Source organism: Deinococcus betulae (assembly GCF_020166395.1).
Lineage (GTDB): Bacteria > Deinococcota > Deinococci > Deinococcales > Deinococcaceae > Deinococcus > Deinococcus betulae.
In genome coordinates this window covers 154,838-178,205 of record NZ_JAIQXU010000006.1, presented here as the reverse complement: position 1 = coordinate 178,205, position 23,368 = coordinate 154,838, and the positions used below count along the sequence as shown (strand labels likewise).

Here is a 23,368-nt window from a genome sequence, read left to right as displayed (position 1 = left end):
TCCGGCAGATGTCTGACCAGTCCAGCAGAGTCACCTGAGCGCCATGCGCCGTCACGTTGCCGCTGTGCAGGTCGCCGTGGCCCAGGGTCAGCGGCAGAGGGCTGGCGGCCAGCCGAAGCAGCGCCGCGTCCAGTTCGGCCTGGCGCGCGCGCAGCAGGGCGGCCTCCTGCGGCGTGAACCCGCCGTCCTGACCGGTCAGCAACGTTTCATCGCTCAGCAGGCGCGGCAGCCAGGCCCGCAGGTACGCCGGCCCCCGGTCCCGCAGTTCCAGCGCGGGCAGCAGCGGCAGGCTGGCCCTCTGCACCGCAGCCAGATGCTGCATCACGCCCGTCAGGTCACCCGGTTCTGCCTCGCCACTGTCGGCCAGCAGCAAAAACCCGCGTTCCTGGTCGGCGGCCAGCACCGGGGGCGCCGCGCCGGGCACCTCGCGCGCCAGGACCGGGGTGGCGCTGACTTCGCGGGCAAAAAAGGAGGGTACGGCCTTGAAATACACCTTCCCCCTGTCTGTAGGCACCCGCCACAGCAGGCTGATTTGCCAGTGCTTCAGCACCTGCGGCGCGGCGGTGCGTGTCAGCTCCTGGGCGGCCAGTTCCTCATCCAGCCACGCCAGGGCGCCCTCCTGCCAGCCGGCCTGAAACCAGGGCGCGCGGGCCGGGGTGTGGGCACTGAGGGCGGCTTCAGCCCAGGGCCTCAGGGCCTCAGGCTGGTCGGCGGGCCGCTTCGCTTCTGTCCCCAGCGGCGCGGCGCTGTGCAGGTGCCACACGCACTCGCTGCGCCGCACCCCCTCCACCTCGCCCTGAGCGGTAAAGGCCAGGCGGCGGCCCAGCGTGCCCTGCACCCCGGCGGCCCGCGCCGCGTCAGGGACGTGTTCGCCGTAATAGGTCATCGTGTTCATGCAGAGCGTGTGGTGGGCCACCCGGTCGTCGCCGGGCGCGGTCAGCAGCAGGTGCAGCGTGGTCAGGCGGCGCGGCGGAGAAGAGGACATGCCTCAGGCTGGCATGCGGCCGAGCCCTCTGGCGTCTGCCAGGTGGCGGAGTCAACCCTGGCTGCTGTTCAGGGCCTGAAACACCGCGTCGTAGGTGCCGCTGGCCCCGGCGCGGCGCAGCGGCAAGACGCGCTCCACCAGCAGTTCGGTGGCGCCCGGCTGGGCGTCCAGCAGCGCCAGCGTCTCGCGGATAAACTCGTCCAGCGGCATGGCGGTGGGGCGGGTGCTGCCGCCGGGCATCAGTTCGGTGGCGACCTGGGGCGGCGCCAGTTCAATCACCTGGGCGGCGGTGTGCCGCAGCTGCCAGCGCAGCGACTGGGTATAGGAGTGCAGCGCGGCCTTGGTGGCGCTGTAGGTGGGTGTAGCCGCCAGCGGCACCGAGGCCAGGCCGGAAGTCACGTTGACCACCACAGGACGGGCCTGCCGCAGCAGGTGAGGCAGCAGGGCGTGGGTCAGCCGGATGGGCCCCAGCAGGTTGGTCTCTACCGTCGCCTCGGCGGTGGCGGTGTCTGGCAGGGTGAGGAGGTCCTCCGCCACCATGATCCCAGCGTTGTTGATCAGCACGTTCAGCGCTGGGTGGTCAGCGGTAACCTGCTCGGCCAGCGCCGCAATGGCCGCCGGGTCGGTGATGTCCAGTGAATAGGCGTGCAGGCCAGGATGGGCGGCGGTCAGGGCGTCCAACTGCGCCTGACGGCGCCCAGTCACGAGCATCGTGTTGCCGCGCGCCTGAAGGGCCAGCGCCAGGGCCAGTCCAATGCCGCTGCTGCCGCCTGTGACGAGGATGGTATTGCCGTTGCTCTGCATGGTTGAAACCTCCTGCCGTACCCTAGTCCTCTTACTCTCTTTTGGAAAGTAGGCATCCGAAAGTTCTATAGTCTCCCTATGGAAAGTCATGAGGCTGTGCGGGGCGAAGCCTGGCCCCAGACCTCGCCCGAGGTAGAGGCCCTGGTGCGCGAGATGATGGGCCGGGTGGCCGACAAGTGGACGCTGCTCATTCTGGAAGTGCTTGAGGAACACGGCACCCTGCGCTTTACCCAGGTGGGCGAGCGTGTGGGCGACATCAGCCAGAAGATGCTGACCAAGACGCTGCGCCAGATGGAATACGACGGGCTGCTGAGCCGCAGGGTTCATCCGGTGATTCCGCCCAGGGTGGACTACACCCTGACCCCGCTGGGCCTGAGCCTGAGTGAAGCCTTCTGCCCGGTGTGGCTCTGGGCCGAGGCCCACCACGCCGCCGTGATGGCCGCCCGCGCCGCGTTCACGGCCGGGAAAGCAGACGCGCAAGAATAGGGCCATGAGTGACCGTGAACTGAATTTCGCCCGCGAGATTCTGGGCAGCCGCAGCTACCGTGACGTGCCCGACGCCGAGGTCTTGCAGGAGGCCGAGGGGCTGCTCTCGGCCTGGCTGTCCGGCGAGACCCGCATGGAGCGCCCCAAGCTGTACGACCACTATGCCCTGCTGCTGCTGGCGCTGACCCGCCAGGTGCGCGCGCTGGAGACGCGAGTGGCCGAGCTGGAGGCCAGGGGCGAATGAAGGTCAAGGTCTGCGGCACCACCAGCGTGCGCGACGCTGTGCTGGCCGCCGATGCCGGCGCCGACGCCCTGGGCTTTATCTTTGCGCCGGTCAGCAGGCGGCTGGTCACGCCCCAGGCCGCGCGCGAGGCGGGCCTGAGCGTCGGCCCAACCGTGGCCCGCGTGGGGGTGTTTTTGGGGCAGGGGCTGGACGAGGTGCTGCGTGTGGCCGACGCCGCGCGCCTGAGTGCCGTGCAACTGCACGGTCCTTTGTCAAGTCTTTACGTGGAAGGGGTCGCCGCGTATTATCCCGTTCTGCGTGTGGTGCGCCCCGCCGAATTGGCCCAGGCTGCCCACATGTGGAGGACCGACCCCCGCGTCACCCTGATGCTGGACGCTCCCGAGCCGGGCGGCGGCGTGCCCCTGGACTGGGCTGCGCTGAAGGCCGATTTTCCGGCCGGAGCCTGGCTGGCGGGGGGGCTGGGGCCAGAGAACGTGGCGCAGGCCATCGGGGTGCTGGGGCCCGCCGGGGTGGACGCCGTAAGCCGTCTGGAAGCCCGACCTGGTCTGAAAGATGCCGCCGCCGTGCGGGCTTTTGTACAGGCAGCCCGGTCTATCCAAGCCAGTTATCCACAGTGAAACGTGGGGCTGTGGATAACTTTGGAAGCCGTGGAACACAGGGCTTTTTGCGTTGAAAAACCTGTCTGTGACAGGGTCTAGACTATCCCTCTCGACAGAAGGGATAGCCCTTCGCCGCAGCTTGTCCACAGCGCCTGTGGATAAACCTGTGGATAACTTTGGACCGAAGAATCTTTGACTCAAAGAGGGTTGGGGGGCAGGCCCACGCACTGGGCCAGGCGCCGTCCGCCGTCAACGATGGTCTCGGCGCTGCCCACCGCTACCCCGACTCCAGCAAACGGCACGCGCGCGGTGGTGTGGGCCTTAACGCGCAGGTCTTCCAGGTTGCCGTGATCGCTGCTCAGCACCACCCGCGCGCCGGTCTCTAGCAGGCCCCGCAGCAGGGCGTCCACCCGGCGCAGGTAGGCCCGGCCCGCCTGGGTCACCTCGGGCGGAGTGGCCGGGCGGCCTTCGTGCCCCAGCAGGTCACCGAACCACAGGTCCACGGCTAGCAGGTCAAAGTGGGCGGCGGCCCGGCCCAGCGCCTCGCCCAGGTGTGCGGTGGCGTGAAGCGGCGTCACCTCGCCCCAGGGCGCGGCGAAGTTCAGGCCCAGGGTCGGCCCCACCAGGGGCACGCCGGGGGGATTCAGGGGCAGGCCTGCGGCGCGGAAGGCGAAAGGAAAACAGCCCAGGCGGTTGCGCCGGCCCCCGGCTTCGGCGGCCTCCAGGTAGGCGGGGACGTAGTGGTTGGCTAAGGCGACCCGGCCCCCGGCGCGCACCAGCCGCGCGGGCAGGGAGGCTTCACGCAGCCGCGCTTGCAGGGTGGGGCCGGGATGCGGCCCAAAATGCTCGCCCATCAGGGCCACAGCGTTTTCTCCGGTCAGCCAGCAGGTCTGCCCGGTGCCTGACTGCGGCAGGCCGGGTACGCCCAGCGCCGCGTCCAGCGCCCGCCCTGCGTCCACCAGGGGGCGCAGAGTAGGCAGCTCCTGGTCCCACACCGACCCTGGCGGCGCGTCTTGCGGGTGGCCCACTCCGTCCAGCGCCAGCCACACGAGTCCGGTCATGGAAGAGAGGATAGGCGGCGGCGCGCGTTACAACCAGGCAAAGACAGCCAGTGTGGTGCCGTCGGGGTTGGTGATGGTGACGGAGCGCTGGCCCTGGGGGCGCCGAAAAGGTCAGGGGCGGCGTGGTCGGCAACTCGCTGCCTCGCCACCCGTCAGGGTCTCGGTTTGCAGCGTCCAGACGGCCCTCCCCAGCGAGCCTGACCCAGTCCGGGTTCGGGCTCTCCATCAGTGCCCCTCGGTTCCCCAGACGACCCGCAGGCCGCCCACAGTGATGTCCATATGGCCTTGCGTGGGGTCGGCGTCTACGAGAATGGGCAGCCCCGGCATGAGGTACAACGCCAGGGCGCGGGCCAACGGGCCCTATCGGACACCAGAACGCTGAGATGAGGTGGGGCGCAGCAGGCGGTCAGCGTACCGGGTCACTGGGGCTTTGGCGGATGCTCTGCCCGGCTGCAGAACTCTACTCTGCGCCCATGAGTCGCCCCCTGCCGCCCGGCACCGCCGTTACCCTCCACACGCCGCAGGGCGGCTTTCCAGCAGGGACGGCCGGCACCATTGTCCACTCGCCCCAGGCCGGCAGCGTCTATGGGGTGAAAGTTGACGGGCAGCTCGTCAAGGTCAACCGCGTTCACCTGAAAGTCACCGGCACCGACCTTCCCCCAGCCGACCACGAAGCCCTGCGCCCCTTTGTGCAGTACGCCTGCATGATGGGCAGCCGGGCGTTCGGTCTCTCGACAGACACCTCCGACACCGACCTGCGCGGCTTTTACCTGCCGCCCGCCCGGCTGCACTGGGGCTTGAGTGACCCGCCGCCCCAACTGGAATATGCCCGCACGGGTGTGGAAGAGGTGTACTGGGAGGCGCGTAAATTCGTGCTGCTGGCGCTGAAGGCTAACCCCAACGTGCTGGAGGTGCTGGCGTCGCCCCTGCCGGTGACGGTTACGCCACTGGCCCAGGCCCTGCTGGAGATCAGAGGGGCCTTCCTAAGCCGCCGCATCGCGCAGACCTACGGCGAGTACGTAAAGGCCCAGTTTCGCCGCCTCGACAATGAGCAGCGCACGCACGGTGAGGTAAGGCTGAAACACGCGGTTCATCTGTTGCGTCTGCTGCTCAGCGGGACCCACACACTGCGAACCGGCGAGGTGCTGGTGGACGTGAGCGAACACCGGGACGCCCTGCTGGCAGTCAAAACCGGGCAAATGGGCTGGCCCGAGGCTGACCGCTGGCGGGCCGCCCTTCAGCGCGACTTTGACCAGGCCGCCGCGCAGACCCGCCTGCCAGAGGGGCCGGACGTGGCTGCGGTAGAGGCGTGGCTGCGGATGGCGCGGCGCGCGGCAGTGGACTGGTAGGCCAGAACACCTGGCCCCAAGTTCATTTCTGGCCGATGTGTGGGACTCTGCTCCTCCGCTAGCCTTCCCCTCAGTGATCCCCGATGCGAACCAAATACCCCTCTACCCCCCACCTGCCCTGGTCGCCCGGACTGCAAAACGACGACCGCCGCATTCCTGACCTCTCTGGCCTGGCCGGGCAGGAGGTCGTGGTGACCGAGAAACTGGACGGCGAAAACACCAGCCTCTACCGGGGCGACCTGCACGCCCGCAGCCTGGACACGCGGCCCCACCCGTCGCGCACCTGGGTGAAGGCCGAGCGGGGCCGCATCGGGCACGAGATTCCGCCCGGCTGGCGGCTGTGCGGCGAGAACGTGTACGCCGTTCACAGCCTGCGCTACGAGGCGCTGGACGGCTACTTCTACCTGTTCTCAGTCTGGGACGACGAGAATATCTCGCGGCCCTGGGACGAGGTGCGGGCCTGGGCGGCGCGCCTGTCGCTGCCCACCCCACGCGAGCTGTACCGGGGCCCGTGGGACGAGGCGGCGCTGCGGGCACTGACCATTGACACGGACCAGATGGAAGGCTATGTGGTGCGCGTGACCGGCGCCGTGCCTTACGCCGAGTTCGGGCGGCGCGTGGCCAAGTGGGTGCGGCGTGACCACGTCCAGACGGACGCCCACTGGCTGAGCAAACCTGTGGAGGCCAACGGCCTGAAGGGGGAGGCATGAACAGTGCGGGCCGAGTTCAGATGGCCCAGGACACGCTGCGCCTGCTGGACCAGGGTGGATATCTGGCCGGAGAAGAGCGGGTGAGCCTCCCCGACCTGCGCCCCCTGCTGGAGGGCACCCGCCTGTTCAGGCCGGCCGACGCTCCACTGCTGCGGGCGGCCCTGCACGAGCGGCGCGATCAGTTTTCTACCCAGACTGAGGTCACGGGCGAAACCACCTTTGCAGCGGCCCGGCGCCTGCGTGCCCAGGGCCATGACGTGCTGGCTCTCAACTTTGCCTCGGCGCGGAACCCTGGCGACGGCTTTTTGAAGGGCAGCCTGTCGCAGGAAGAAGACCTGTGCCGGTGCAGCGCCCTCTACCTGTCGCTGACCCAGCCGCAGGTGGCGGGCTATTATGCCGCCAACCGCCACGAGCAGTCCACGCTGTACACCGACCATCTGATTTACAGCCCCCAGGTGACGGTCTTCCGGGACGATGAAGGCGCGCTGCTGCCCCAGCCCGTGCTGGTGAACGTCGTGACGGCCCCCGCCCCCAATGCCGGCGCCGTGGCCCAGAACGAACCGGGGCGCCAGGCGGAGGTTCTCCCGGTGCTGCGCCGCCGCGCCGCGTTGGTGCTGGGAGCGGCGGCCCTGACGGGACAGACCCGGTTGGTGCTGGGCGCCTGGGGCTGCGGCGTGTTTCAGAATGACCCGGCCGAGGTGGCGACCACCTTCCGTGAGCTGCTGGAGACGGAAGCCCACGGTTCCTTCGAGAGGGTGACCTTCGCGGTCTATGACCGGCAGCCGGGACAGTCCACCCTGCGGGCGTTCCGGGCGGCACTGGACAGCCGATGAGCGCCCTGACCCTGCCTGACCTCCTGCCCCTGATTGGGGAAGGCCGGCCGCTGCACTTTGAGACCATCAGTGCCGCCCTGACGCCCGTGCTGCCCCTGCTGGCCCGCCTGCCGGGCACACCCCAGGACCCCCAGTGGCACGCGGAAGGGTCGGTGGCAGCCCACAGCGCGCTGGTGGTAGAGCGCACTCATGAGCTGGCCGACGCCGCAGACCTGCGGGGCGACGACCGCGCCGCCCTCATCCTGGCCGCGGCCCTGCACGATGTGGGCAAGGCGCTGACCACCCGTGAGGAAGAGGACGAGAACGGCGCCCTCCGCATCCGTTCGCCCCGACACGCGCGGCGCGGCCGGGACTATTTGTCGTTCCGGCTGCTGGACGCGGGTTTGCCGCCCGACCTGCTGCTAAAAGTGCTGCCGCTGGTCGCCGAACACCACAGCCTGCACCGGGCGCTGGAGGGGGACTGGGCGCGGGGCGTGCCCGCCCTGGCCCGGCGGGTGCCGCTGCCGGCCCTGACCCAGCTGGCCCGCGCCGACGCCCGTGGCCGCGTGGTCCTGAGTGGCGACGCGGCGCGCGGCGAGGACACCGCCGACCTGCTGGACCTGGCCGCGCAGGACTTGGGCGTCTGGGACGGGGCCAACCCTCTGGCGACCTTCCAGGCCGAGGTGGCGGCCCTGCTGCAAGGGGCCTCCCCCGACCTGCTGGCGCTGGCGACCGGACGCGGCTGGGCGGACTGGACGGCGGGCCTCATCCATACCCCCCACGAAGCGGCGGCACGGGTGCAGGACGCCGCCCGGCGCGGCTTTCCGCAACTGACTGTGCTGTGCGGCCCCAGTGGCAGCGGCAAAAGCAGCCTGGCCGCCGAGTTTACGGGTGCCGAGGTGGTCAGTCTGGACGCCCTACGCGCGCAGCTGGGCGGAGGCCGCCACGATGCCAAGGTGGGTGGCCAGGTCATGCAGGCCGCCCGCGAGGCCCTGCGCGCTGGGCTGCGCCGTCAGGCCCATGTGGTCTGGGACGCCACCAGCCTGCGCCGTGACGGCCGCGCGGGGGTGCTAGGGCTGGGCCGCGATTACGGCGCTCTGACCCGCATTGTGGTGGCCTGGACGCCGCCCCGGCTGGCGGCCGCTCGCAACGCCGCCCGCGAGCGTCCAGTGCCCGCCGCCGTGCTGGCCGACCAGTTCCGCGCACTGGACTTTCCCGACGTCACCGAGGCCCACGAGGTCATCCTGCGTGGCCCGGAAGGAGAATCATGGACGTTGTGACCTTTCCCTCTCAATTGACGGCGGCCGCCGCCGACCACCCCTGGCCGCTGGTCTTTGCCACGGTCAGTGGCGCGCATCTGTACGGCTTTCCCAGCGCTGACAGCGACTGGGACCTGCGCGGCGTGCATGTGCTGGGCGTGCGCGAGGTCTTGGGGCTAGAGGCCCAGGCCGAAACCCACACGCTGGACCAGAACGACGGCACGGTCGAGCTTGATCTCGTGACCCACGACGCCCATAAGTTTGCGGGCTTGCTGCTGAAGCGCAACGGGTACGTGCTGGAGCAGCTGCTCTCGCCGCTGATCATTCACACCTCGCCTGCCCATGCGTCGCTGCGGGCACTGGCACCGGGGGTGCTGACCCGCCACCATGCCCACCACTACCTGGGCTTTACAGCCAACCAGTGGCGCCTGCTGGAAAAAGAGGCTGTGCCGCGTGTCAAGCCGCTGCTGTACGCCTTTCGCACCGTGCTAACAGGTCTGCATCTGCTGAAAACCGGCGAAGTAGAAGCCAATCTAGAGCGGCTGAACGAGGATGCCCGCCTGCCGTTCCTGACCGACCTGCTGGGCCTGAAGCGCGGTGGGCACGAAGCTGAGCCTCTACCTGCTCCGCTGGAGACCTACCACGCCGAACACCAGCGGCTGGTTGCCCTGCTTGAAGACGCGCAGACCACGACCCAGCTGCCTGGGGCCGTCCCTGAAGAGGTGCGCCGCGCGGTCAGCGACTGGGTGGTCGCAGTGCGCCTGGGAGAACTGCCGTGCTCCTGAACGTCATTGATGTGGAGGCGACCTGCTGGGCTGGCCCACCGCCGCCCGGCCAGGTGAACGAGATCATTGAAGTGGGCGTGTGCGTGCTGGACCTGACCACCCTAGAGCGCGTGGAGCGCCGCGCCTTGCTGGTGCGGCCGGAGCGCTCGGCTGTGGGCGCCTTTTGCACCGAGCTGACGGGCCTGACGCCGGAAACGGTGTCGGAAGGCCTGAGCTTCCGAGAGGCCTGCGAGACCCTGCGCCGCGAGTTCCATGCCGATTCCCGGCCCTGGGCCAGTTGGGGCGACTACGACCGCAAGCAGTTTCAGGGGCAGTGCGCTGTGTCCGGGGTGCCGTACCCCTTCAGCTCCCGTCACACGAACGCCAAGAAGGTCTACACCGAGGCCCACGGCCTGAAAAGACGGCCCGGCATGGCGCAGGCGCTGGCCCACGCAGGCTTGCCGTTAGAAGGCCGCCACCACCGGGGCGTGGACGACGCCTGGAACATTGCGGCGCTGGTGGCCGGGCTGGTGCGGGGGGGCCACTGGCCAAGTTAAGTCCGCCTCTGCGGAGGCCCCGTGGCCCCGCCGTCAAGGGCCCGGCTTACCGCCGCCGCTCCGGCTTCACGCTAGCCTAAGCTGTGTGACCCCGGCCGCCGCTCCCTCTTCCGGTTCGTGGCTGGTGGCCGTGAATCTGCCGGTTGTGGCGTGCGATTTTGCGCCGCTGCACGGCTGGACAGGGCCGGCGCCGCTGGGCTGCCGGGTACTGGTGCCGTGGCGCGGCGACCTGATGGTGGGGCTGGTGGTGGGGGCCGGCGATGGACGCGGCGCCCACCGTCTGCGCGAAGCCGTGCATGTGCTGGATGACCCTGCCGGCCCCTGGGTACCGCCCGCCACCGTGACCGGCCTGAGTGACTGGGCGCGCGACGCCCGGCTGCCGGCGGGGCTGGTCTGGGGTGACCTGCTGGGCGTGGGCTGGGAGGCGGCCTGCACCCATCTCGTGCGGGCCGTTGAGGACGCGGACCTCAGCCCCTTCGCCCGCAAAGTCCCCGGCCCCCGCTGGACCGACGCGGCCGCCTTCGCCCCAGTCCTGCTAGACGCCATCCGCGAACAGGGGCTGCTGGACGAGCGTTTCACGCCACAGCCGCGCCTGAAAACAGTTGTGGAGGCCCGCGCGCTGGACGTGGTGCCGCCCGCCTCGCGGAGCGTGACGGTTCTTCAAGCGGCGGCCGAGGTGCCCCCGCACCTGACTCCCAAGCAGGCCCAGGCCTGCGCCTGGCTGCGCGAGCACGGTCCGGCCGAGACCCTGAGCGCCTGGGCCAGGGCCGCCGGCCTGAGCAACAGCGTGGTCACGGCGGCCCTGAACGCCGGTGGGGCCGCGTATGTGCGCACCGAGGCCCCGCCGCCTGAGGCCTGGACCTGGCTGCAGGAGCACGGTCCAGCCGATTCCTATGCCGCCTGGGCCAATGGCGCCAGCGCAGACGGCGTGGTGCTGTCCGGGACCCAGGCCGGCACCCTGGCGCTGCGCGGCTGGGCGGACACGGTAGAGATCCTGGCGCCGCCGCCTACCCTGCCAGAGGCCGTGCCCCTCACTGTTCCGGCCGGCGCCCCTGATCGCCTGCCCCAGACGACAGTGTGGCGGCTGCATGGAGGCCGGGCCTCCGCCCGGTACGGCGTGCTGGCCCCCCGGGTGCTGGGTGTCTTGGCTCAGGGCCAGGGGGTGCTGGTGCTGGCCCCGGACCACGCCACCCTGCGCCGCGCCTGGGACGGGTTGTCAGGGCTGGCGGCCCACGCGGGCACGCAGGCGGTGCAAGTCAGCGGCAGCCTGAATGACGCCCAGCGCGAACACACCTGGGCCCTGGTGCGGGCGGGCGAGGCCCGGCTGGTGGTCGGCAGCGGGCACGCGCTGGCGGCGCCCCTACAGCGCCTGGGGCTGGTGGTGGTGCTGGAAGAAGCCAGCGACGCCCACAAACTGCTGAGCGGCAGCCGGGCGTTTCTCCCCGATCTGGCCGCGCGCATGGCGGCGGCGCACCAGGCGCAGCTGGCTTACGTAGGGTCGGCGCCCGCTGCCGAGAGCGTGCCGCACCCCGGCGCAGTGTTGCCGCCGCCCCGCACTCGCGTGCATGTGGTGGACTACGCCAACCCCCCCGAGCAGCCCGAGTTGGGCCCGCTGTCGGGCGTGCATCTGAAGGCCACCAGCGGCATGGGCTATCCCCTCAGTCACGACCTGGCGCGGCTGCTGCGGCAGGTGCAGGAACGGGGACGGCAGGCCGCGCTGCTGGCCCCCCGGCGCGGCTACAGCGCCCTGCTGCGCTGCCCCACCTGCGACCACACGCCGCAGTGCCGCCACTGCGACGTACCGCTGCGCTTTCACCAGCAGACCCGGCAGCTGACCTGCCACCAGTGCGGCTACCACGAGGCCATCCCCGACCGCTGCGACCGCTGCGGCGACCGCCTGTGGCAGGCACGCGGCCCCGGCACCGAATGGATTGCCCAGGAAGCCAGCAAGCTGCTGCCCGGCTTTCCGGTCTACCGCCTGGACAAAGACCGTCAGGACGACCTGACGCCACTGCTGAGCGGCGAACCCGGTCTGGTCGTGGGCACCCAGTTGCTCCTGTCCCAGGAGGCGCCCCCCAATCTGGCCCTGATCGGCGTGACCCTGGCCGACACCTGGCTGAATGTCAGCGATTTCCGGGCGTCCGAACGCTACCACCGCCTGCTGCGCCAGCTTACGGAGTGGCATCCCACCCGCGCGCCCATGCTGGTGGTGCAGACCTTTCAGGCCGAGCACCCGGCCCTTAAGGTCGTGGTCGAGGGTCAGGGGGTCCTGGCTTACCCCGCCGCCGAGGAGCGGGCCCGCGCCGCCCTGGGCTACCCGCCCCACGCCCGCCTGGCCCAGATTGAGGTCAGCGCCCGGGAGGCCGCGCGCGCCCAGGCCGCCGCACAGGACCTGGCGGCGGCCCTGCACGGCGCCGGCGCCACCGCCCAGGAAGTGCTGGGCCCGGCGCCCAGCCCAGTGGCGCGGCTGCGCGGCGTGTACCCCTATCACCTCTTTCTGCGCGCCCGCAACGAGGCCCGGCTGGGCGAACTGCTGCGCGTGCTCGATTCCCGCACCTGGAAAGCGCGGGTGCGGGTGGACGTGAATCCCAGAGGCGGGCTGTAGGGCAGGAGAAACGGCGGTCCAGGGATTGCCCCGCCCAGTCTTCAGACCAGCTGAACGGGCAGTCAGATTGTGGTCACGGCGGGCCTCCATCCTGCCGAACATGACACTGTTCAAAGTTTCCATTTCGCTGTTGCTGGCCGGGCTGGGGTGGGCCAGCGCCGCCCCACAGCTCAGCGCCCAGAGCATCATTGTCAATCCGGTGCAGGGCCCGCTGAAGGTCAATGTGCGGACCAACCGCGACGCCTCGGGCAACGGCACGCCCAGCTACGGGCCCAGCGATCACCTGGAGTTCTACACCCGCGTCAATCAGGACGCCTACGTGTACCTCTTCAACATCGACCCGCAGGGCCGTGTGAATCTGCTGGCGGGGGGCGGCCTGCAGGCCAAGGGCAACTTCGTCAAGGCCAACACCACCCGCGTCTTTCCCAAAAAGGGCGACGAATCTCCCTTCCTGCTGACGCTGCCTCAGGGGGTCAACCGCGTACTGGCCGTCGCCAGTCCGTCGCCCCTCAACGTACAGGACCTGGCGCAGGCAGGGGCCAGCCAGACCGGCGCAGTGCCGCTGAAGGTCACGGGGCAGCAGGGACTGGCCCAGGCCCTGAGTATCGTGGTCAAGCCGGTGCAGGGCTGGGTCACGGACGCGGCGCAGTACGCCGTGACGCGGCGCAAACTGGGCACCCTGCCCACGCTGGACCCCGCCGCCCGACAGACCCAGGTGCGTTTTGATAAGGACGCCCGCCTCAGCGAGGTCTATGTGGCCTATGCGGACCGCCTGCGCGCAGCGGGGTATCAGCCGGTGAAAGCCCAGTACGGGGACGACCGCGCCAGCGGGGTCTTCGCGGCCGGCAGCCGCCAGGTTACGCTGGATGTGCGCAAGTCGGGCCGCCGCTTTGACGTGAAGCTGGAACGCCGCTCGTAAAGAGGGCTAGCAGAGCCGCCGCCGGTCAGGGGCTGGGGGTGGCCTGCTGTTCAGCCGTCCAGGCGCACCCGCAAGCGGGCGGGACCGCGCAGCCCAGGGTTGGGCTTAAATGGCGGCTCGGGCTCAACCTGCATCTGCGGAAACTGCCCGGCCAGCGCTGCAAACACCTCGGTAATTTCCAGGCGCGCCAGGCTGGCCCCCAGGCAGTAGTGCGGCCCAGCTGCAAAGGCCAGGTGACGGGCACTATTGGGCCGGGTCCAGTCAATGCGCCCCGGCTCGGGGAAGACCTCGGGGTCGCGGTTGGCGGCGCCCAGCAGTAAGTAGGCGTAGGTGCCGCCCGGCAGGGTCTGGCCGGCAACCGTCAGCGGCGCGGTCAGCAGGCGGCCGTCAAACTGCACCGGCGAAACGACGCGCAGTAGTTCGTCGGCCACATTGGGGTGATGGGGCTGCTTGGTCAGGGCAGCCCAGGCGTCTGGCTGGCGCGAGAGTTCCAGCAGGCCGCCGGGAATCAGGTTGCTGGTGGTTTCGTGTCCGGCGGTCAGCAGCAGCACGGCGTTGGATAGCAGTTCGTCGCCGCTCAGGCGCTCGCCGCCGCCTTCCACCGCCGCCAGGGCCGACAGCAGCCCCGGCTGTGGGCGGGCGCGCAGGTCGTCGGCCAGGTCGCGGAAATACGCACGCATCTCGCGGGCGTCGGCGTCAATGCGGGCCATCAGGTCAGGAGACTGGGCCGCACTGCCCAGCAGGTCAGCCACGCTTTGCGACCAGCGCACAAAGCGGGTCTCGTCCTCGCCCGACAGGCCCAGCATGCCCATGATGACCCGCGCCGGCAGCGGATTGGCCAGGCCCTCTACCAGGTCGGCTTCCGGCCCCTGGGCGCGCAGTGCGGTCAGCAGTTCCCCAATCAGGGCGCGCACGAGGTCGCGCTGTTCCTCGACCACGCGCGGGGTAAAGGCGGCCGAGACCAGCCCCCGCAGCCGGGCGTGCGACGCTCCGTTGTGAAACAGCATCATGTGCTGGAGCAGGTGCAGGCCGTCCGAGAGCCCGACGGCCCCCTCAAACCCGGCGCCCGTCACCGCCGCCGGAGAACGCAGCACCGCGCTGGTCACGGCGTGACTGGTGATGAACACCCCCTGGCCGCCCGTCAGCGCCGAGGTCAGCACGCCGCCTTCGCTGAGCGCCCGCACCCGTTCGTAGGCGGGGTAGGGGTTGGGCACCGTCTGCGGATGCCACAGGTCAGCGACAGCTTGCTGGGCAGCGGCGGGCAGAGAAGCAGTCATGGGTTCAGCCTGCGCCCGCCGCTACTCGATCCACAAGCCCTAGCGCCGAGTAGAACTGGCGTACCCTGCGGCTTATGGTGCGCATCTTCCAGCCGGTCACCGACCCTGCCGCCGTCAAACTCCTGCTGGACCTGACCTACTTGCCGGTGATGGAGGCCCTGATGCGCCGGGACTGGACGGTGTCGGCGCTGACGGTCGGGCTGGGCTGGCCTCTGAACGCTGTGCATCACCGGGTGCGCCGCTTGGTGGCGGCAGGCCTGGTGCAGGAGGTCCGGCAAGAAGCGCGGCGTGGCCGCCCCGTTCGCCACTACCGCGCGGCCGCTCAGGCCCTCGTGGTGCCCTATCACTGCACGCCGCTCAGCCGCCTGGAAGACCTGATTGGCCTGCACGAACACAGCTTTCAGGAGGCTTTCGCGCGGGCAGTGGTGCAGACCGGGCTGACGCTGGTGCAGGACCGTCAGGACATCGGCCTGCGGCTGTACGTGAACGGCGACGAGGTGGTCTCGGACATTACGCCGGGCACCGATACCTTCGACTGGCGCGACCTGCTGCGCCCCGAGGCGCCGGCGCTGCTGGCGAACCGGGGCCTGCTGCAGCTGACCCGCGAGGATGCCAAGGCTCTGCAAACCGAACTGAGCGACGTACTGGCCCGCTACCTGCACAAAACCGGCCCAGACCCGTACCTGTACCGGCTGGGTCTGGCGCCGGTGGTCCGGGGCGGTGAGGCTTAACCCCGGCGCGTCACGCCGTCGGTGGTCAGCAGCGGGCCGTACAGCTCGGGGCGGCGGTCCCGGAAAAAGCCCATGCCGGCGCGGAATTTGCGGGCTTCTTTCAGGTGCAGGTCGTGCAGCAGTGGGCCTTCTTCGGTCTCGCCAAATTCTGCGACCAGTGCGCCGGTGTAGTCCGAAATAAACGAGTGCCCGTAGTAGCTCTGGGTCAGGTCGCCCACGGTTTCGGTGCCGATGCGGTTGGCGGCGCCCACGTAGCTGGAGTTGCTGACGGCGTGGCCCACCATGGCCCGCTGCCACATGTGATGGCTGTTGGGGGTCTCGACCTCGGCGGGTTCGGTGCCAATGGCGGTGGGGTACAGCAGGAAGTCGGCGCCCTGCAGCATCATCACGCGCGCCGTTTCGGGATACCACTGGTCCCAGCAGATGCCTACGCCCACGCGCCCGTAGCGGGTATCCCACACCTTAAAGCCCGTATCGCCGGGGTTGAAGTAATACTTTTCTTCGTAGCCGGGGCCGTCCGGAATATGGGTTTTGCGGTAGTTCCCCAGCACACGGCCGTCGGCGTCAATGCAGACCAGGCTGTTGTAATGCGCCTGCCCAGCGCGCTCAAAGTAGGACAGCGGCAGCACCACGCCCAGTTCGCGGGCCAAGTTCTGAAAGCGCCCGATAAAGGGGTGATCCTCCTGCGGGTGGGCCAGGGCAAAGTAGTCCTCGCGCTCGACCTGGCAGAAATACAGGTTCTCGAACAGTTCCGGCAGCAAGATGACCTGGGCGCCCTGTTGGGCGGCATCCCGCACATGGGCTTCGGCGCGCGCCACATTGTCGTCCAGCTGATCGGTGACGTGCATCTGCACGACGGCGAGGGTCACGGTGTCCGGGGTGCTCATGGAGACACGGTAGCGGATGACAGGCGGGCCAATGGTGCGCGTCTTCGGCCGGGCGCCTTAACTGGGGCGGCTTACAGTGAGGCATGGCCCCTCAGGTTGTTGCCGTTCGCCTGGCTTCTGGTCTTTCGCTGCTGGTGATGGGAAGTGCCCTGGCGCGGGGAGGTTCTGAGGGAAGCCCTGGAACGGACGCGGTGAGGGTGGTGGACCTGGCCTTGCGGCAGGAGCAGACGATGGTGACAGTTCATGTGGGTGAGACCCTGCGCGTTCACCTGTTCGAGGACACGATTGAAACCCCGCTGACGTGGAAGCTGGCCCCACTGGTCGGTCTCCCACCGGCCCTAACCTTGCTGAACACGCAGCGCACTGCGGAAGGTGAGCGCGGTCCGGCCATGCTGCGGTTTGACGTGACTTACACCTTCAAGGCGGGAGTAGCGGGCACCACTGCGCGCCTGCTGTTCGTGCAGGATTCGGCCGCTTTAAACGAAGAGGTCCGTCATTTGTTTCCGCCCGTTCTGCGGTCACTGACGGTCAAGGTTGTGCGCTAGGACAGGGTCAACGGGCAGAACTTAAGGGTCTTCGGGAGAGCTGGCTGCGGTCACGGTCTTCGGATAGCGAGGACAACGGCTCATCAGAGGTCAGCGCGAGGAGCCTCAGCGGGCGGAGTGCGTCAGCTTTTATTTGGTGCAGCGCTCAGTTCATGCCCATTCAAGCGGCTGGCCCACCTCAACCAGCCTCTCCCCAGGCCCCATATCTCTGCTCCTTCCATGAGGAAGGCTCAAGTCGCCACAGGGTGCACTCTTGCCTGTCCTGGCTTTATCCCTGATGCAAGTGCGCAGGTGTCTGGCAACACCCTGAACCAGCGGGGCCAGGGTGCTACCGTGCCTCCATGACGGACCTGTATTTCGATTTCCTGTGCCCCTACGCCTGGCGTGGGGTCGAACTGGCCGAAGTCCTGCGGGCAGAGGGCGAGCCTTTTCGGCTGCGCCATTACTCGCTGGTAGAAGGCAACCACGCCGACAATGCCGCCGAGCTGACCTGGCGCCTGACCGAGCAGCCGCACGGGGAAGGCACGCCTTACCAACAGGGCAGCCTGCGTGCTTTCCTGGCCTCACATGCGGCCGCCCAGCAGGGGGAAGCCGCGCACTGGGCGTTCGCTTTGGCCCTGTACCGAGCCGTACACGAAGCCAAGGGGACGCTGGATGAAGCGACCATTCAGGCGGCGGCTGAGAGCGTCGGGCTGAACCTGGAGCGCTTTGCCGCTGACCTGGCCGACGACCAGGCCCGCCGCGCCGACCTGCGCGCCGAGCTGGATGCCGCCCGCGAGGTCGGCGTGTTCGGAACGCCTACTTTTGTGCTGCCCAGCGGCGAGGCGGCGTACTACCGCTTTGAGACGCTCACCCGCGACCCTGCGGCCGCCCGCGACTGGTGGAGCCTCTACCGCACCGTGTTAACCAGCAAGGCAGAAATTGGCACCATCAAGCGCGCGAAAAACCGGCCACCCAGGAAAGGCGGGCAAGCTTAATCCCTGGTCGCTGGGCACCGGAGAAGGCCGGCGTCAGTGTTGGCCCCTGCCCTCTGGCGTTTCGGGCTGGCCCAGCCGCCGCGCCACTTCGCCCCGAGGCCGCACGAGCCCGCTGCGCACATCCATGTAGGCCTGATACACCGGGTCGGCGCTGTGCAGGAGGACCGCCATTACGCCATGTTCGTCGACCTGTAGACCCTGAAAGCGAAAGCCCGCGCGCAGTTTGGGCACGATGACGGCGTTGTTTGTCAGGTGATGGTGGCTGCGAATCAGGGGGTAGCCCTCGGCGTGGAGGGCGGCCATCACCACGGGCAGCAGGCGGCTGTACACGCCCTGTCCCCGGTGGGCAGGCAGCAGCGCCGTGTTGACCATATACGCCGTGCGTGCGTCCCAGGCGCGGCTGGCCTGCCAGCCGACCACCACGCCGCCGCGCGCCAGCAGCCACGCCCACAGTGGTCCACGCGGCGGGGCCGCTTCAGCTGTCCCTGCCCAGTCAAAGGACACCGTGCTGTAGGCGAAGGCTTCCAGCTGTCCGTAGACTGTGCGGTACACGTCTGTCGTGACGCGGTGCAGGCTGTACCCACCGCCCAGGTCCGTGCCAGGCTCAGCTTCCAGCGGCAGTGGCAACAGGGGAGGCTCGCTGACCGGCGCGGCCGGAATCTCCGGCAGGCCCAGCCGCCGGGCCGTCTCTCCCCACGCCCCCCGGAAACCGCTGCGCGCGTGCATGGCGCCGGCATAGGCGTCGTCCAGAGAGAGGGTCAGGGCGGCATTCAGACCACCAGCGTAAGCATTCAGACCCTGGAGATAAAAGCCGGCGCGCAGTTTGGGCACCAGGACGGCATTGTTGGTGGCGCGGTGGTGGCTCTGAACCAGGGTGAACCCGGCCGCCCGAAAGGTGGTCAGCAGGTGCGGCAGGAGGCGGGTGTAGACGCCGCGTCCCTGGTGTGCCGGCAGCAAGCCAGTGTCGGCCATGTAGACGGTGCGCTCGTCGCGGGCGTGGGCATGGTGCCAGCCCACCAACTCGGCCCCGTGGTAGATGCCCCAGTTCCACGTCTCGCCCAGCGGCGGGGCAGAGCGCACGGGTGGGTCAAAGGCATACAGCGAGTTTCCGCCAAAAATTTGGTCTTCCAGTCGCGCGCAGGCTTCACGGTAAGTGTCCAGCGAGACGGGGCAGGCGCTGTAGCCGTCCCCGAGGTCAATGAATGCCAGAGGTTCCGTCATGCTGCTCCTTCTGCGAAAATAGCGGTATTCTCTATCATCCTTCTGTCAAACCTGATTCTTCGTGTTGCCCTGGCGAGTTCTGCTTTTTCTTTGTCGGCCCAGGTGGGACTTCAGGCGGCAGCCAGGTCTTTGAGTCCCGCGAGGCCGCGCTGACCCACCTGCTTTCCAGGCCCAGGGTGAAGGCGGCGACTTGCGACTGTCCTGTCGGCCTCTGCCGCCGCTGGTCGCCCGAGGGAAAGACCGACTGGTACGAACCCTGCGAGCCGCTGCTGGAACGCGCTGGCCTGCCCTGGTTTTATTTCATTCCTAGCCCGTCCAAATTGGTCGAGGAACTGCGCGGGGCCTACATCCTCGAATCAGAGGCGCTGTGGGGCCGGCGGCACTGGGAGAACTGACCTACTCGCTCTGCCATGCCTGCCCGGCCGGCTGCTGCTGGGTCACGCAGTGAAAGGAGCCGCCGCCCTCAATAATCGCCCGGCTGCTCAGGCCAATCACCTCGCGGCCGGGGAACAGCGGCGTCAGAATCTCCAGCGCGCGGGCGTCGTTGGGGTCCCCATATTGCGGCACGGCGACAAAGCCGTTGCCGATATAAAAGTTCGCGTAGGTGGGTGGCAGGCGGCCCTCGGCGCCTTCCAGATAGTCGGCGGGCAGTGGCAGCTCTACGATTCGGAAAGGCTCGCCGTGTGCGTCAGTCATGGCGCGCAGGTCGGCCAGATTTTTGCTCATCACCGCGTGGTTGGGATCGCTGGGATCGCTCTCGACACTGGTGACAATGGTGCGCTCGTCGGTAAAGCGGGTAATGGTGTCAATGTGCCCGTCGGTGTGGTCATTCTCCAGGCCGCCGTCCAGCCACAGCAGTTTCCTGATGCCCAGTGTGTCGCCCAGCAAGAAGGCGTAACCCTCTTCGGTCAGGCCAGGATTGCGCGTGTCGGTCAGGAAGCAGGAGCGGGTGGTCAGGCCCACTCCGGCGCCGTTGACCTCCAGGCCGCCGCCTTCCAGCACGAACGGCAGCGCCCAGCGGTGGACGCCCAGCTGCTCTGCCACGTATTCCGGCACCCGGTCGTCGTTGTGCCAGTTGAATTTGCCCCCCCAGGAATTGAATTTCCAGTCGGTAAGGGCCACGTCCCTGTCCCGCTGCACGAAGATGGGGCCGTTGTCACGCACCCACACGTCGTCCAGCGGCACGCGGTGGTAGGTCACGTCGGCGCCGGTCAGGCGGCCGCGCGCGTCGGTCTCGCTCTCCTCGTCGCGCACCAGCAACTGCACCGGTTCAAAGCGGGCGATGGTCCGCACCAGTTCGGCAAACTCGCCGCGTACGGCGTCCAGGTGACCAAACCACAGGTCATCGTCCGCAGGCCAGCTCAGCCAGGTCGCGGCGTGCGGCGCCCACTCGGCGGGCATGGCAAACCCCAGTTCGCGCGGGGTGGGGTGGGCCTGGGGCGTGAGGGAAGCGTCAGACATGGGGGCCATTAAATCACCGATGACTCCTGGTTCAGCCGGTGCTAGATCAATCGGGTAAATGCTCAGAGTAGGCGGCGTGGCGTCCCGAGCACTGTTAGCCTGGAAGGATGAAGCGCCTGCTCCTCCTTTCTCTCCTGACCGTTTCGGCAGAGGTGAGTGCCCAGACCAACAAGCTCAGCGACGCGCAGCTGCTGGCTGGCGCCAAGACATTCTTCGCCGAGTACCTGGCGGCCCATGCGGCCAACGACGGTCGGCGCGCTGCAGCGCTGTATCACGACACTGCACGCATCATCGTCACCCGGCAGAGCGCCACTACAGGCAACCGCACCCTGGAACTGACCGGCGCGCAGTACAAAAAGCTGGCCGTCAGCGTCCCCTTAACAGAAACTCCAGACCGTTACTTCAATGTCAGCTATCAGGTCAAAGGTGCTTTCGTGCAAATTTCAGCGCAGCGCCAGAGCCTCAGCCGGGGGTACACCGCCCCTAACATTCTGTTCGTGCAGCCGGACGCCGCCGGGCGGTTCTGGATCATGGCCGAGCAAGGGGTTCAGGTCGTGAAATAGAGCGGCGTTCGGGCGTCAACGCTGACGCCGAGGCTCACTAACTGGTCAGGCCGGTGAGCGTGGCCAGTGACATGGTGGCCCTCAACGCCCGGCCGGCTCGTCGCTGAACGTCACCACCAGCGGCTCTTTAGGCCCAGACCCTGCCAGCAGATCTGTCGCCCGGCTGACACGCACCCCCGCCACAGGAAGCTGGTTGCCCGGTTCGGGCCAGACAAGCCGCAGCAGCCGTGTCCGGCCCGCCTCTGTCACTAAGACACTGGCCTGGAGTTCACCGGCCCTCACGCAGCGGGCGTTGATAGGGCAGCGGCTGTCCTGCACCCGCAGGAGGGTCAGGGTGCGGCTCCCCAGCTGGCCGGTCTGGCCCAGATGCAGGTCGAGGGTGGCGGCGTGGGCAGAGGCCGGAAGCAGCAGGGTCAGGGCCGTCAGAAAAGCGCGCATGGTCCAGAGTGTGCGCCCTGCACCTGACGCGCAGGTGACCTCTGGCCAAAGGTTGGCCTCAGGGAAGCAGCCCGGCAAGAGGCCGCAGGTAGGCAGGGAGCGACCGGAGAAGGCCTGCTGACCAAAAAGCGTTTGCTCCAGGTGACGGGCCAGGACTACGGCCCCAACCGTGCTGTCGGCCTCAACCGATCTCAGCCCAGCAGCGGCGGCTCACTGCTGTCGGCCAGCGCGCGGAAACTGGCAGCCTTCTGACCCAGGCCCATGCGGTCGTAGCAGTGGGCCAGCTTCAGGGCAAAGAACTCCACAGCGCGGCAGTCTTCACGGCATTCGGCGACTTCCAGGCAGGTGCGGTAGTGCAGCACAGCGAGGTGGTACTGGGCACTGCGGGCGGCGTGCTCGGCGCGGCAATGGCTCATGCGCAGGGACACGATGTCGCTCGTGATGGAACTCGCTGCTGACATACCTGGCAGTGTAGCCACAGCGGCAGGCAGATGAATGAAAGATGAATCAGGTTTGCCAGACCAGATTGTGCGTCTCTCACGCTCTTTTTTCGTTCTTAGCGAAATCAGAGCGTGTGATTTTATACAGAGCCGGAGTCATCTGTCCCGTTCTGGTCAGGGATTTGGGTGCTTCTGCTGCCCCTTATCCGGTCACCCGTGCACGCACACTCAGGTCCGCCAGATTCACGTCCGTCAGCTGCACCTGCACCTCCTGACCAGCTGGGGTGGCGGTGCTCACGGCCACGTCGAAAGCGAGTTCCGGAATCAGCAGGGTCGCCTGGGGGCCGCGTCGCTCTACGACCACCGCCGGCCAGACCCGTTCAGGTTGCGCCGCTATAAAGCGCAGGGTGTGGTGCTTTCGGCTCAGGCGCTCGGCCGTGCGGGTGGCGTCGGCATTCATCTGGGCCTGGGCCACGCGGGCGGCGACCTCTTTGCCACTTAGGGGAGAGCCGCCGGTCAGGTGGGCGCGCAGCTGCTGATGCACCACCAGGTCCAGATAGCGCCGCATGGGGCTGGTGGCCTGGGCGTATAGGTCCAGGCCCATGCCCGCGTGGGGGCCGGGGGCCGGCTGAAAGCGGGTGCGGGCCAGCGTCTTGCGGCGCGCCCACTGGGCATTCAGGGTCTCGCCGCGCACCTCGCGGTGCGGCGCGTCCTGGGTGGCAAACGGCAGCGGCAGGTCGTGGTCGTCGGCGTAGATGGCGGTGGCCCAGCCGGCCAGCGTCATGCATTCCTGCACCACCGCGCGCATGGGCGGCTTGGGCAGCGGCGTGACCTGCGCGCCTTCCTCGCTCGCCTTGACGCGCACTTCGGGCAGGTCAATGCTCAGGGCGCCCTCGCTCTCCCGAAGCGCCCGGCTTTGCGCGGCCAGCCGGGCCAGCGTGACAAACGGTTCCTGCCCGGCGTCCAGCGCCGCCTGCGCCTGGTCATAGGTCAGGCGGGAGACCCGCACGGTCGTCAGGTGAACGTCCACCGCGTCGGCGTTGCCGTCCGCGTCCAGGTCCAGGCTGATGCTCAGGGCCAGCGTGGTGGGGTGCAGGCCCAGCCCGGCCTGCTCCACCAGGGCGTCGGGCAACATGCCCACCGTGCGGTCCGGCAGGTACAGGGTGGCGCCGCGCGCGCGGGCTTCCAGGTCCAGCTCGCTGTCGGGGGCGACCAGCGCCGCGACATCCGCTACATGGACCCACAGGCGCGTGCCTCCGTCCGGCAGGGCCTCGGCGGCCACGGCGTCATCGGGGTCGCGGTTGCCCTCGTCGTCAATGGCGTAGGCGTCCAGCTGTGTCAGGTCCAGCCGCTCGGCTGGGGCAAAGGGCGGCACCTCCAGGGTCAGGGCGCTCAGGGCGGCGCCCAGGCGGTCAGCATAGGGCGTGCGCGCCTCAGTCCAGAGCCCCGCGCGCAGCAGCAGGGTATGGGCCGCCTGCGGCGTTTCTGGCAGTTTCAGGTCACGCAGGGTGCGGCTCTTGTCCTGCTTGCCGCGCGCCAGGAGTTCAATGTCGGTGCGCTGGGCCGGAGTGAGGTTGGGGAGCGTCATAGCCAGAGCATAAGGGAGAGGGAAAGAACAGGCCTTTGGAAAGTCCAACTTTCCATTTATCAAAGAGGCCTGTAAAACTTGGCCTT

General features: G+C 68.6%; 26 protein-coding genes. 16 read left to right on the top strand and 10 right to left on the bottom strand.

Annotated features, from left to right (window positions below; all coding sequences use genetic code 11):
- Together K7W42_RS07075 and K7W42_RS07070 are read right to left on the bottom strand one after the other, a co-directional pair.
- Positions 1-985, bottom strand: a 985-nt coding sequence (locus tag K7W42_RS07075; protein ID WP_224573442.1) for a phosphotransferase, incomplete at its 3' end; no start/stop codon positions are given.
- Positions 986-1,036: 51 nt separating this feature from the next.
- Positions 1,037-1,789, bottom strand: a complete 753-nt coding sequence (locus K7W42_RS07070) for an SDR family oxidoreductase (protein ID WP_224573440.1) — start codon at positions 1,787-1,789, stop codon at positions 1,037-1,039.
- A 78-nt stretch (positions 1,790-1,867) separates the two neighbouring features.
- Here K7W42_RS07070 and K7W42_RS07065 point away from each other — a divergent pair, with 78 nt between their 5' ends.
- Genes K7W42_RS07065 through K7W42_RS07055 form a run of 3 tightly spaced genes read left to right on the top strand, consistent with a single transcriptional unit; the run spans position 1,868 to position 3,136 of the window.
- Positions 1,868-2,275: a winged helix-turn-helix transcriptional regulator gene (locus K7W42_RS07065; protein ID WP_224573438.1), complete on the top strand. Its 408-nt coding sequence runs from the start codon at positions 1,868-1,870 to the stop codon at positions 2,273-2,275.
- Positions 2,276-2,279: 4 nt separating this feature from the next.
- Complete coding sequence (locus K7W42_RS07060; RefSeq protein WP_224573437.1) at positions 2,280-2,519, top strand: hypothetical protein; 240 nt, start codon at positions 2,280-2,282, stop codon at positions 2,517-2,519.
- Entirely contained in the window at positions 2,516-3,136 is a 621-nt protein-coding gene (locus tag K7W42_RS07055; protein ID WP_224573435.1) for a phosphoribosylanthranilate isomerase, read from the top strand. Before K7W42_RS07060 ends, K7W42_RS07055 begins: the two co-directional genes overlap by 4 nt.
- A 179-nt stretch (positions 3,137-3,315) precedes the next feature.
- On the opposite strand, the gene K7W42_RS07050 is transcribed toward K7W42_RS07055, so the two are convergent.
- On the bottom strand, positions 3,316-4,179 hold the full coding sequence (locus K7W42_RS07050; protein WP_224573433.1) for a metalloenzyme domain protein: 864 nt from the start codon (positions 4,177-4,179) through the stop codon (positions 3,316-3,318).
- 473 nt (positions 4,180-4,652) lie between these two features.
- Here K7W42_RS07050 and K7W42_RS07045 point away from each other — a divergent pair, with 473 nt between their 5' ends.
- From K7W42_RS07045 to K7W42_RS07010, 8 genes are all read left to right on the top strand, one after another.
- On the top strand, positions 4,653-5,528 hold the full coding sequence (locus K7W42_RS07045) for a nucleotidyltransferase domain-containing protein (protein ID WP_224573431.1): 876 nt from the start codon (positions 4,653-4,655) through the stop codon (positions 5,526-5,528).
- A gap of 83 nt (positions 5,529-5,611) precedes the next feature.
- Positions 5,612-6,238, top strand: coding sequence for an RNA ligase family protein (locus K7W42_RS07040; RefSeq protein ID WP_224573429.1), 627 nt, complete (start codon positions 5,612-5,614; stop codon positions 6,236-6,238).
- Positions 6,235-7,071, top strand: coding sequence for a TIGR02452 family protein (locus K7W42_RS07035; protein WP_224573427.1), 837 nt, complete (start codon positions 6,235-6,237; stop codon positions 7,069-7,071). Before K7W42_RS07040 ends, K7W42_RS07035 begins: the two co-directional genes overlap by 4 nt.
- A complete protein-coding gene (locus K7W42_RS07030; RefSeq protein ID WP_224573425.1) occupies positions 7,068-8,330 on the top strand; it encodes an AAA family ATPase in 1,263 nt (420 codons plus the stop codon). Before K7W42_RS07035 ends, K7W42_RS07030 begins: the two co-directional genes overlap by 4 nt.
- A complete protein-coding gene (locus tag K7W42_RS07025) occupies positions 8,318-9,094 on the top strand; it encodes a nucleotidyltransferase domain-containing protein (protein WP_224573423.1) in 777 nt (258 codons plus the stop codon). The genes K7W42_RS07030 and K7W42_RS07025 overlap by 13 nt, the downstream gene beginning before the upstream one ends.
- Complete coding sequence (locus K7W42_RS07020; protein WP_224573422.1) at positions 9,085-9,630, top strand: 3'-5' exonuclease; 546 nt, start codon at positions 9,085-9,087, stop codon at positions 9,628-9,630. The genes K7W42_RS07025 and K7W42_RS07020 overlap by 10 nt, the downstream gene beginning before the upstream one ends.
- Before the next feature lie 85 nt (positions 9,631-9,715).
- Positions 9,716-12,235, top strand: a complete 2,520-nt coding sequence (gene priA, locus K7W42_RS07015) for a replication restart helicase PriA (RefSeq protein ID WP_224573420.1) — start codon at positions 9,716-9,718, stop codon at positions 12,233-12,235.
- 100 nt (positions 12,236-12,335) lie between these two features.
- A complete protein-coding gene (locus K7W42_RS07010) occupies positions 12,336-13,154 on the top strand; it encodes a DUF4384 domain-containing protein (protein ID WP_224573417.1) in 819 nt (272 codons plus the stop codon).
- Positions 13,155-13,204: 50 nt separating this feature from the next.
- Here the strand turns inward: K7W42_RS07010 and K7W42_RS07005 are convergent, their stop codons facing one another.
- A complete protein-coding gene (locus K7W42_RS07005; protein WP_224573415.1) occupies positions 13,205-14,431 on the bottom strand; it encodes a cytochrome P450 in 1,227 nt (408 codons plus the stop codon).
- 74 nt (positions 14,432-14,505) lie between these two features.
- Here K7W42_RS07005 and K7W42_RS07000 point away from each other — a divergent pair, with 74 nt between their 5' ends.
- Positions 14,506-15,162, top strand: a complete 657-nt coding sequence (locus tag K7W42_RS07000) for a winged helix-turn-helix domain-containing protein (protein WP_224573413.1) — start codon at positions 14,506-14,508, stop codon at positions 15,160-15,162.
- On the opposite strand, the gene aguB is transcribed toward K7W42_RS07000, so the two are convergent.
- Positions 15,159-16,049, bottom strand: a complete 891-nt coding sequence (gene aguB / locus K7W42_RS06995) for an N-carbamoylputrescine amidase (RefSeq protein ID WP_224573412.1) — start codon at positions 16,047-16,049, stop codon at positions 15,159-15,161. The two genes, K7W42_RS07000 and aguB, sit on opposite strands and share 4 nt — an antisense overlap.
- 83 nt (positions 16,050-16,132) lie before the next feature.
- Here aguB and K7W42_RS06990 point away from each other — a divergent pair, with 83 nt between their 5' ends.
- Entirely contained in the window at positions 16,133-16,594 is a 462-nt protein-coding gene (locus tag K7W42_RS06990; RefSeq protein ID WP_224573410.1) for a hypothetical protein, read from the top strand.
- Positions 16,595-16,935: 341 nt separating this feature from the next.
- Positions 16,936-17,571 carry a DsbA family oxidoreductase gene (locus K7W42_RS06985; protein ID WP_224573408.1) on the top strand — a complete coding sequence of 212 codons (636 nt, stop codon included), beginning with the start codon at positions 16,936-16,938 and terminating at the stop codon, positions 17,569-17,571.
- A 33-nt stretch (positions 17,572-17,604) separates the two neighbouring features.
- Here the strand turns inward: K7W42_RS06985 and K7W42_RS06980 are convergent, their stop codons facing one another.
- On the bottom strand, positions 17,605-18,792 hold the full coding sequence (locus tag K7W42_RS06980; RefSeq protein WP_224573407.1) for a GNAT family N-acetyltransferase: 1,188 nt from the start codon (positions 18,790-18,792) through the stop codon (positions 17,605-17,607).
- Between the two features lie 176 nt (positions 18,793-18,968).
- On the opposite strand from K7W42_RS06980, the gene K7W42_RS06975 reads away from it, so the two are divergent.
- Positions 18,969-19,187, top strand: a complete 219-nt coding sequence (locus K7W42_RS06975) for a hypothetical protein (protein ID WP_224573405.1) — start codon at positions 18,969-18,971, stop codon at positions 19,185-19,187.
- A 1-nt stretch (position 19,188) separates the two neighbouring features.
- Here the strand turns inward: K7W42_RS06975 and K7W42_RS06970 are convergent, their stop codons facing one another.
- Entirely contained in the window at positions 19,189-20,262 is a 1,074-nt protein-coding gene (locus tag K7W42_RS06970) for an agmatine deiminase family protein (protein WP_439648854.1), read from the bottom strand.
- Positions 20,263-20,360: 98 nt separating this feature from the next.
- Between K7W42_RS06970 and K7W42_RS06965 the strand changes: the two genes are divergently transcribed.
- The gene (locus K7W42_RS06965; protein ID WP_224573401.1) at positions 20,361-20,816 is read left to right on the top strand and encodes a hypothetical protein; all 456 of its coding nucleotides are present in this window, start codon (positions 20,361-20,363) and stop codon (positions 20,814-20,816) included.
- Positions 20,817-20,897: 81 nt separating this feature from the next.
- Here the strand turns inward: K7W42_RS06965 and K7W42_RS06960 are convergent, their stop codons facing one another.
- From K7W42_RS06960 to K7W42_RS06950, 3 genes are all read right to left on the bottom strand, one after another.
- The gene (locus tag K7W42_RS06960) at positions 20,898-21,254 is read right to left on the bottom strand and encodes a hypothetical protein (protein WP_224573399.1); all 357 of its coding nucleotides are present in this window, start codon (positions 21,252-21,254) and stop codon (positions 20,898-20,900) included.
- Between the two features lie 191 nt (positions 21,255-21,445).
- The gene (locus K7W42_RS06955; RefSeq protein WP_157459739.1) at positions 21,446-21,715 is read right to left on the bottom strand and encodes a hypothetical protein; all 270 of its coding nucleotides are present in this window, start codon (positions 21,713-21,715) and stop codon (positions 21,446-21,448) included.
- Positions 21,716-21,896: 181 nt separating this feature from the next.
- A complete protein-coding gene (locus tag K7W42_RS06950) occupies positions 21,897-23,282 on the bottom strand; it encodes a ribonuclease catalytic domain-containing protein (protein WP_224573383.1) in 1,386 nt (461 codons plus the stop codon).
- Positions 23,283-23,368: the final 86 nt, after the last annotated feature.

Bases quoted from the DNA above. Each gene is read 5' to 3' on its own strand.
- K7W42_RS07070 (WP_224573440.1), bottom strand. From the start codon at position 1,789: ATGCAGAGCAACGGCAATACCATCCTCGTCACAGGCGGCAGCAGCGGC.
- K7W42_RS07065 (WP_224573438.1), top strand. From the start codon at position 1,868: ATGGAAAGTCATGAGGCTGTGCGGGGCGAAGCCTGGCCCCAGACCTCG.
- K7W42_RS07060 (WP_224573437.1), top strand. From the start codon at position 2,280: ATGAGTGACCGTGAACTGAATTTCGCCCGCGAGATTCTGGGCAGCCGC.
- K7W42_RS07055 (WP_224573435.1), top strand. From the start codon at position 2,516: ATGAAGGTCAAGGTCTGCGGCACCACCAGCGTGCGCGACGCTGTGCTG.
- K7W42_RS07050 (WP_224573433.1), bottom strand. From the start codon at position 4,179: ATGACCGGACTCGTGTGGCTGGCGCTGGACGGAGTGGGCCACCCGCAA.
- K7W42_RS07045 (WP_224573431.1), top strand. From the start codon at position 4,653: ATGAGTCGCCCCCTGCCGCCCGGCACCGCCGTTACCCTCCACACGCCG.
- K7W42_RS07040 (WP_224573429.1), top strand. From the start codon at position 5,612: ATGCGAACCAAATACCCCTCTACCCCCCACCTGCCCTGGTCGCCCGGA.
- K7W42_RS07035 (WP_224573427.1), top strand. From the start codon at position 6,235: ATGAACAGTGCGGGCCGAGTTCAGATGGCCCAGGACACGCTGCGCCTG.
- K7W42_RS07030 (WP_224573425.1), top strand. From the start codon at position 7,068: ATGAGCGCCCTGACCCTGCCTGACCTCCTGCCCCTGATTGGGGAAGGC.
- K7W42_RS07025 (WP_224573423.1), top strand. From the start codon at position 8,318: ATGGACGTTGTGACCTTTCCCTCTCAATTGACGGCGGCCGCCGCCGAC.
- K7W42_RS07010 (WP_224573417.1), top strand. From the start codon at position 12,336: ATGACACTGTTCAAAGTTTCCATTTCGCTGTTGCTGGCCGGGCTGGGG.
- K7W42_RS07005 (WP_224573415.1), bottom strand. From the start codon at position 14,431: ATGACTGCTTCTCTGCCCGCCGCTGCCCAGCAAGCTGTCGCTGACCTG.
- K7W42_RS07000 (WP_224573413.1), top strand. From the start codon at position 14,506: ATGGTGCGCATCTTCCAGCCGGTCACCGACCCTGCCGCCGTCAAACTC.
- aguB (WP_224573412.1), bottom strand. From the start codon at position 16,049: ATGAGCACCCCGGACACCGTGACCCTCGCCGTCGTGCAGATGCACGTC.
- K7W42_RS06990 (WP_224573410.1), top strand. From the start codon at position 16,133: ATGGCCCCTCAGGTTGTTGCCGTTCGCCTGGCTTCTGGTCTTTCGCTG.
- K7W42_RS06985 (WP_224573408.1), top strand. From the start codon at position 16,936: ATGACGGACCTGTATTTCGATTTCCTGTGCCCCTACGCCTGGCGTGGG.
- K7W42_RS06980 (WP_224573407.1), bottom strand. From the start codon at position 18,792: ATGACGGAACCTCTGGCATTCATTGACCTCGGGGACGGCTACAGCGCC.
- K7W42_RS06970 (WP_439648854.1), bottom strand. From the start codon at position 20,262: ATGGCCCCCATGTCTGACGCTTCCCTCACGCCCCAGGCCCACCCCACC.
- K7W42_RS06965 (WP_224573401.1), top strand. From the start codon at position 20,361: ATGAAGCGCCTGCTCCTCCTTTCTCTCCTGACCGTTTCGGCAGAGGTG.
- K7W42_RS06960 (WP_224573399.1), bottom strand. From the start codon at position 21,254: ATGCGCGCTTTTCTGACGGCCCTGACCCTGCTGCTTCCGGCCTCTGCC.
- K7W42_RS06955 (WP_157459739.1), bottom strand. From the start codon at position 21,715: ATGTCAGCAGCGAGTTCCATCACGAGCGACATCGTGTCCCTGCGCATG.
- K7W42_RS06950 (WP_224573383.1), bottom strand. From the start codon at position 23,282: ATGACGCTCCCCAACCTCACTCCGGCCCAGCGCACCGACATTGAACTC.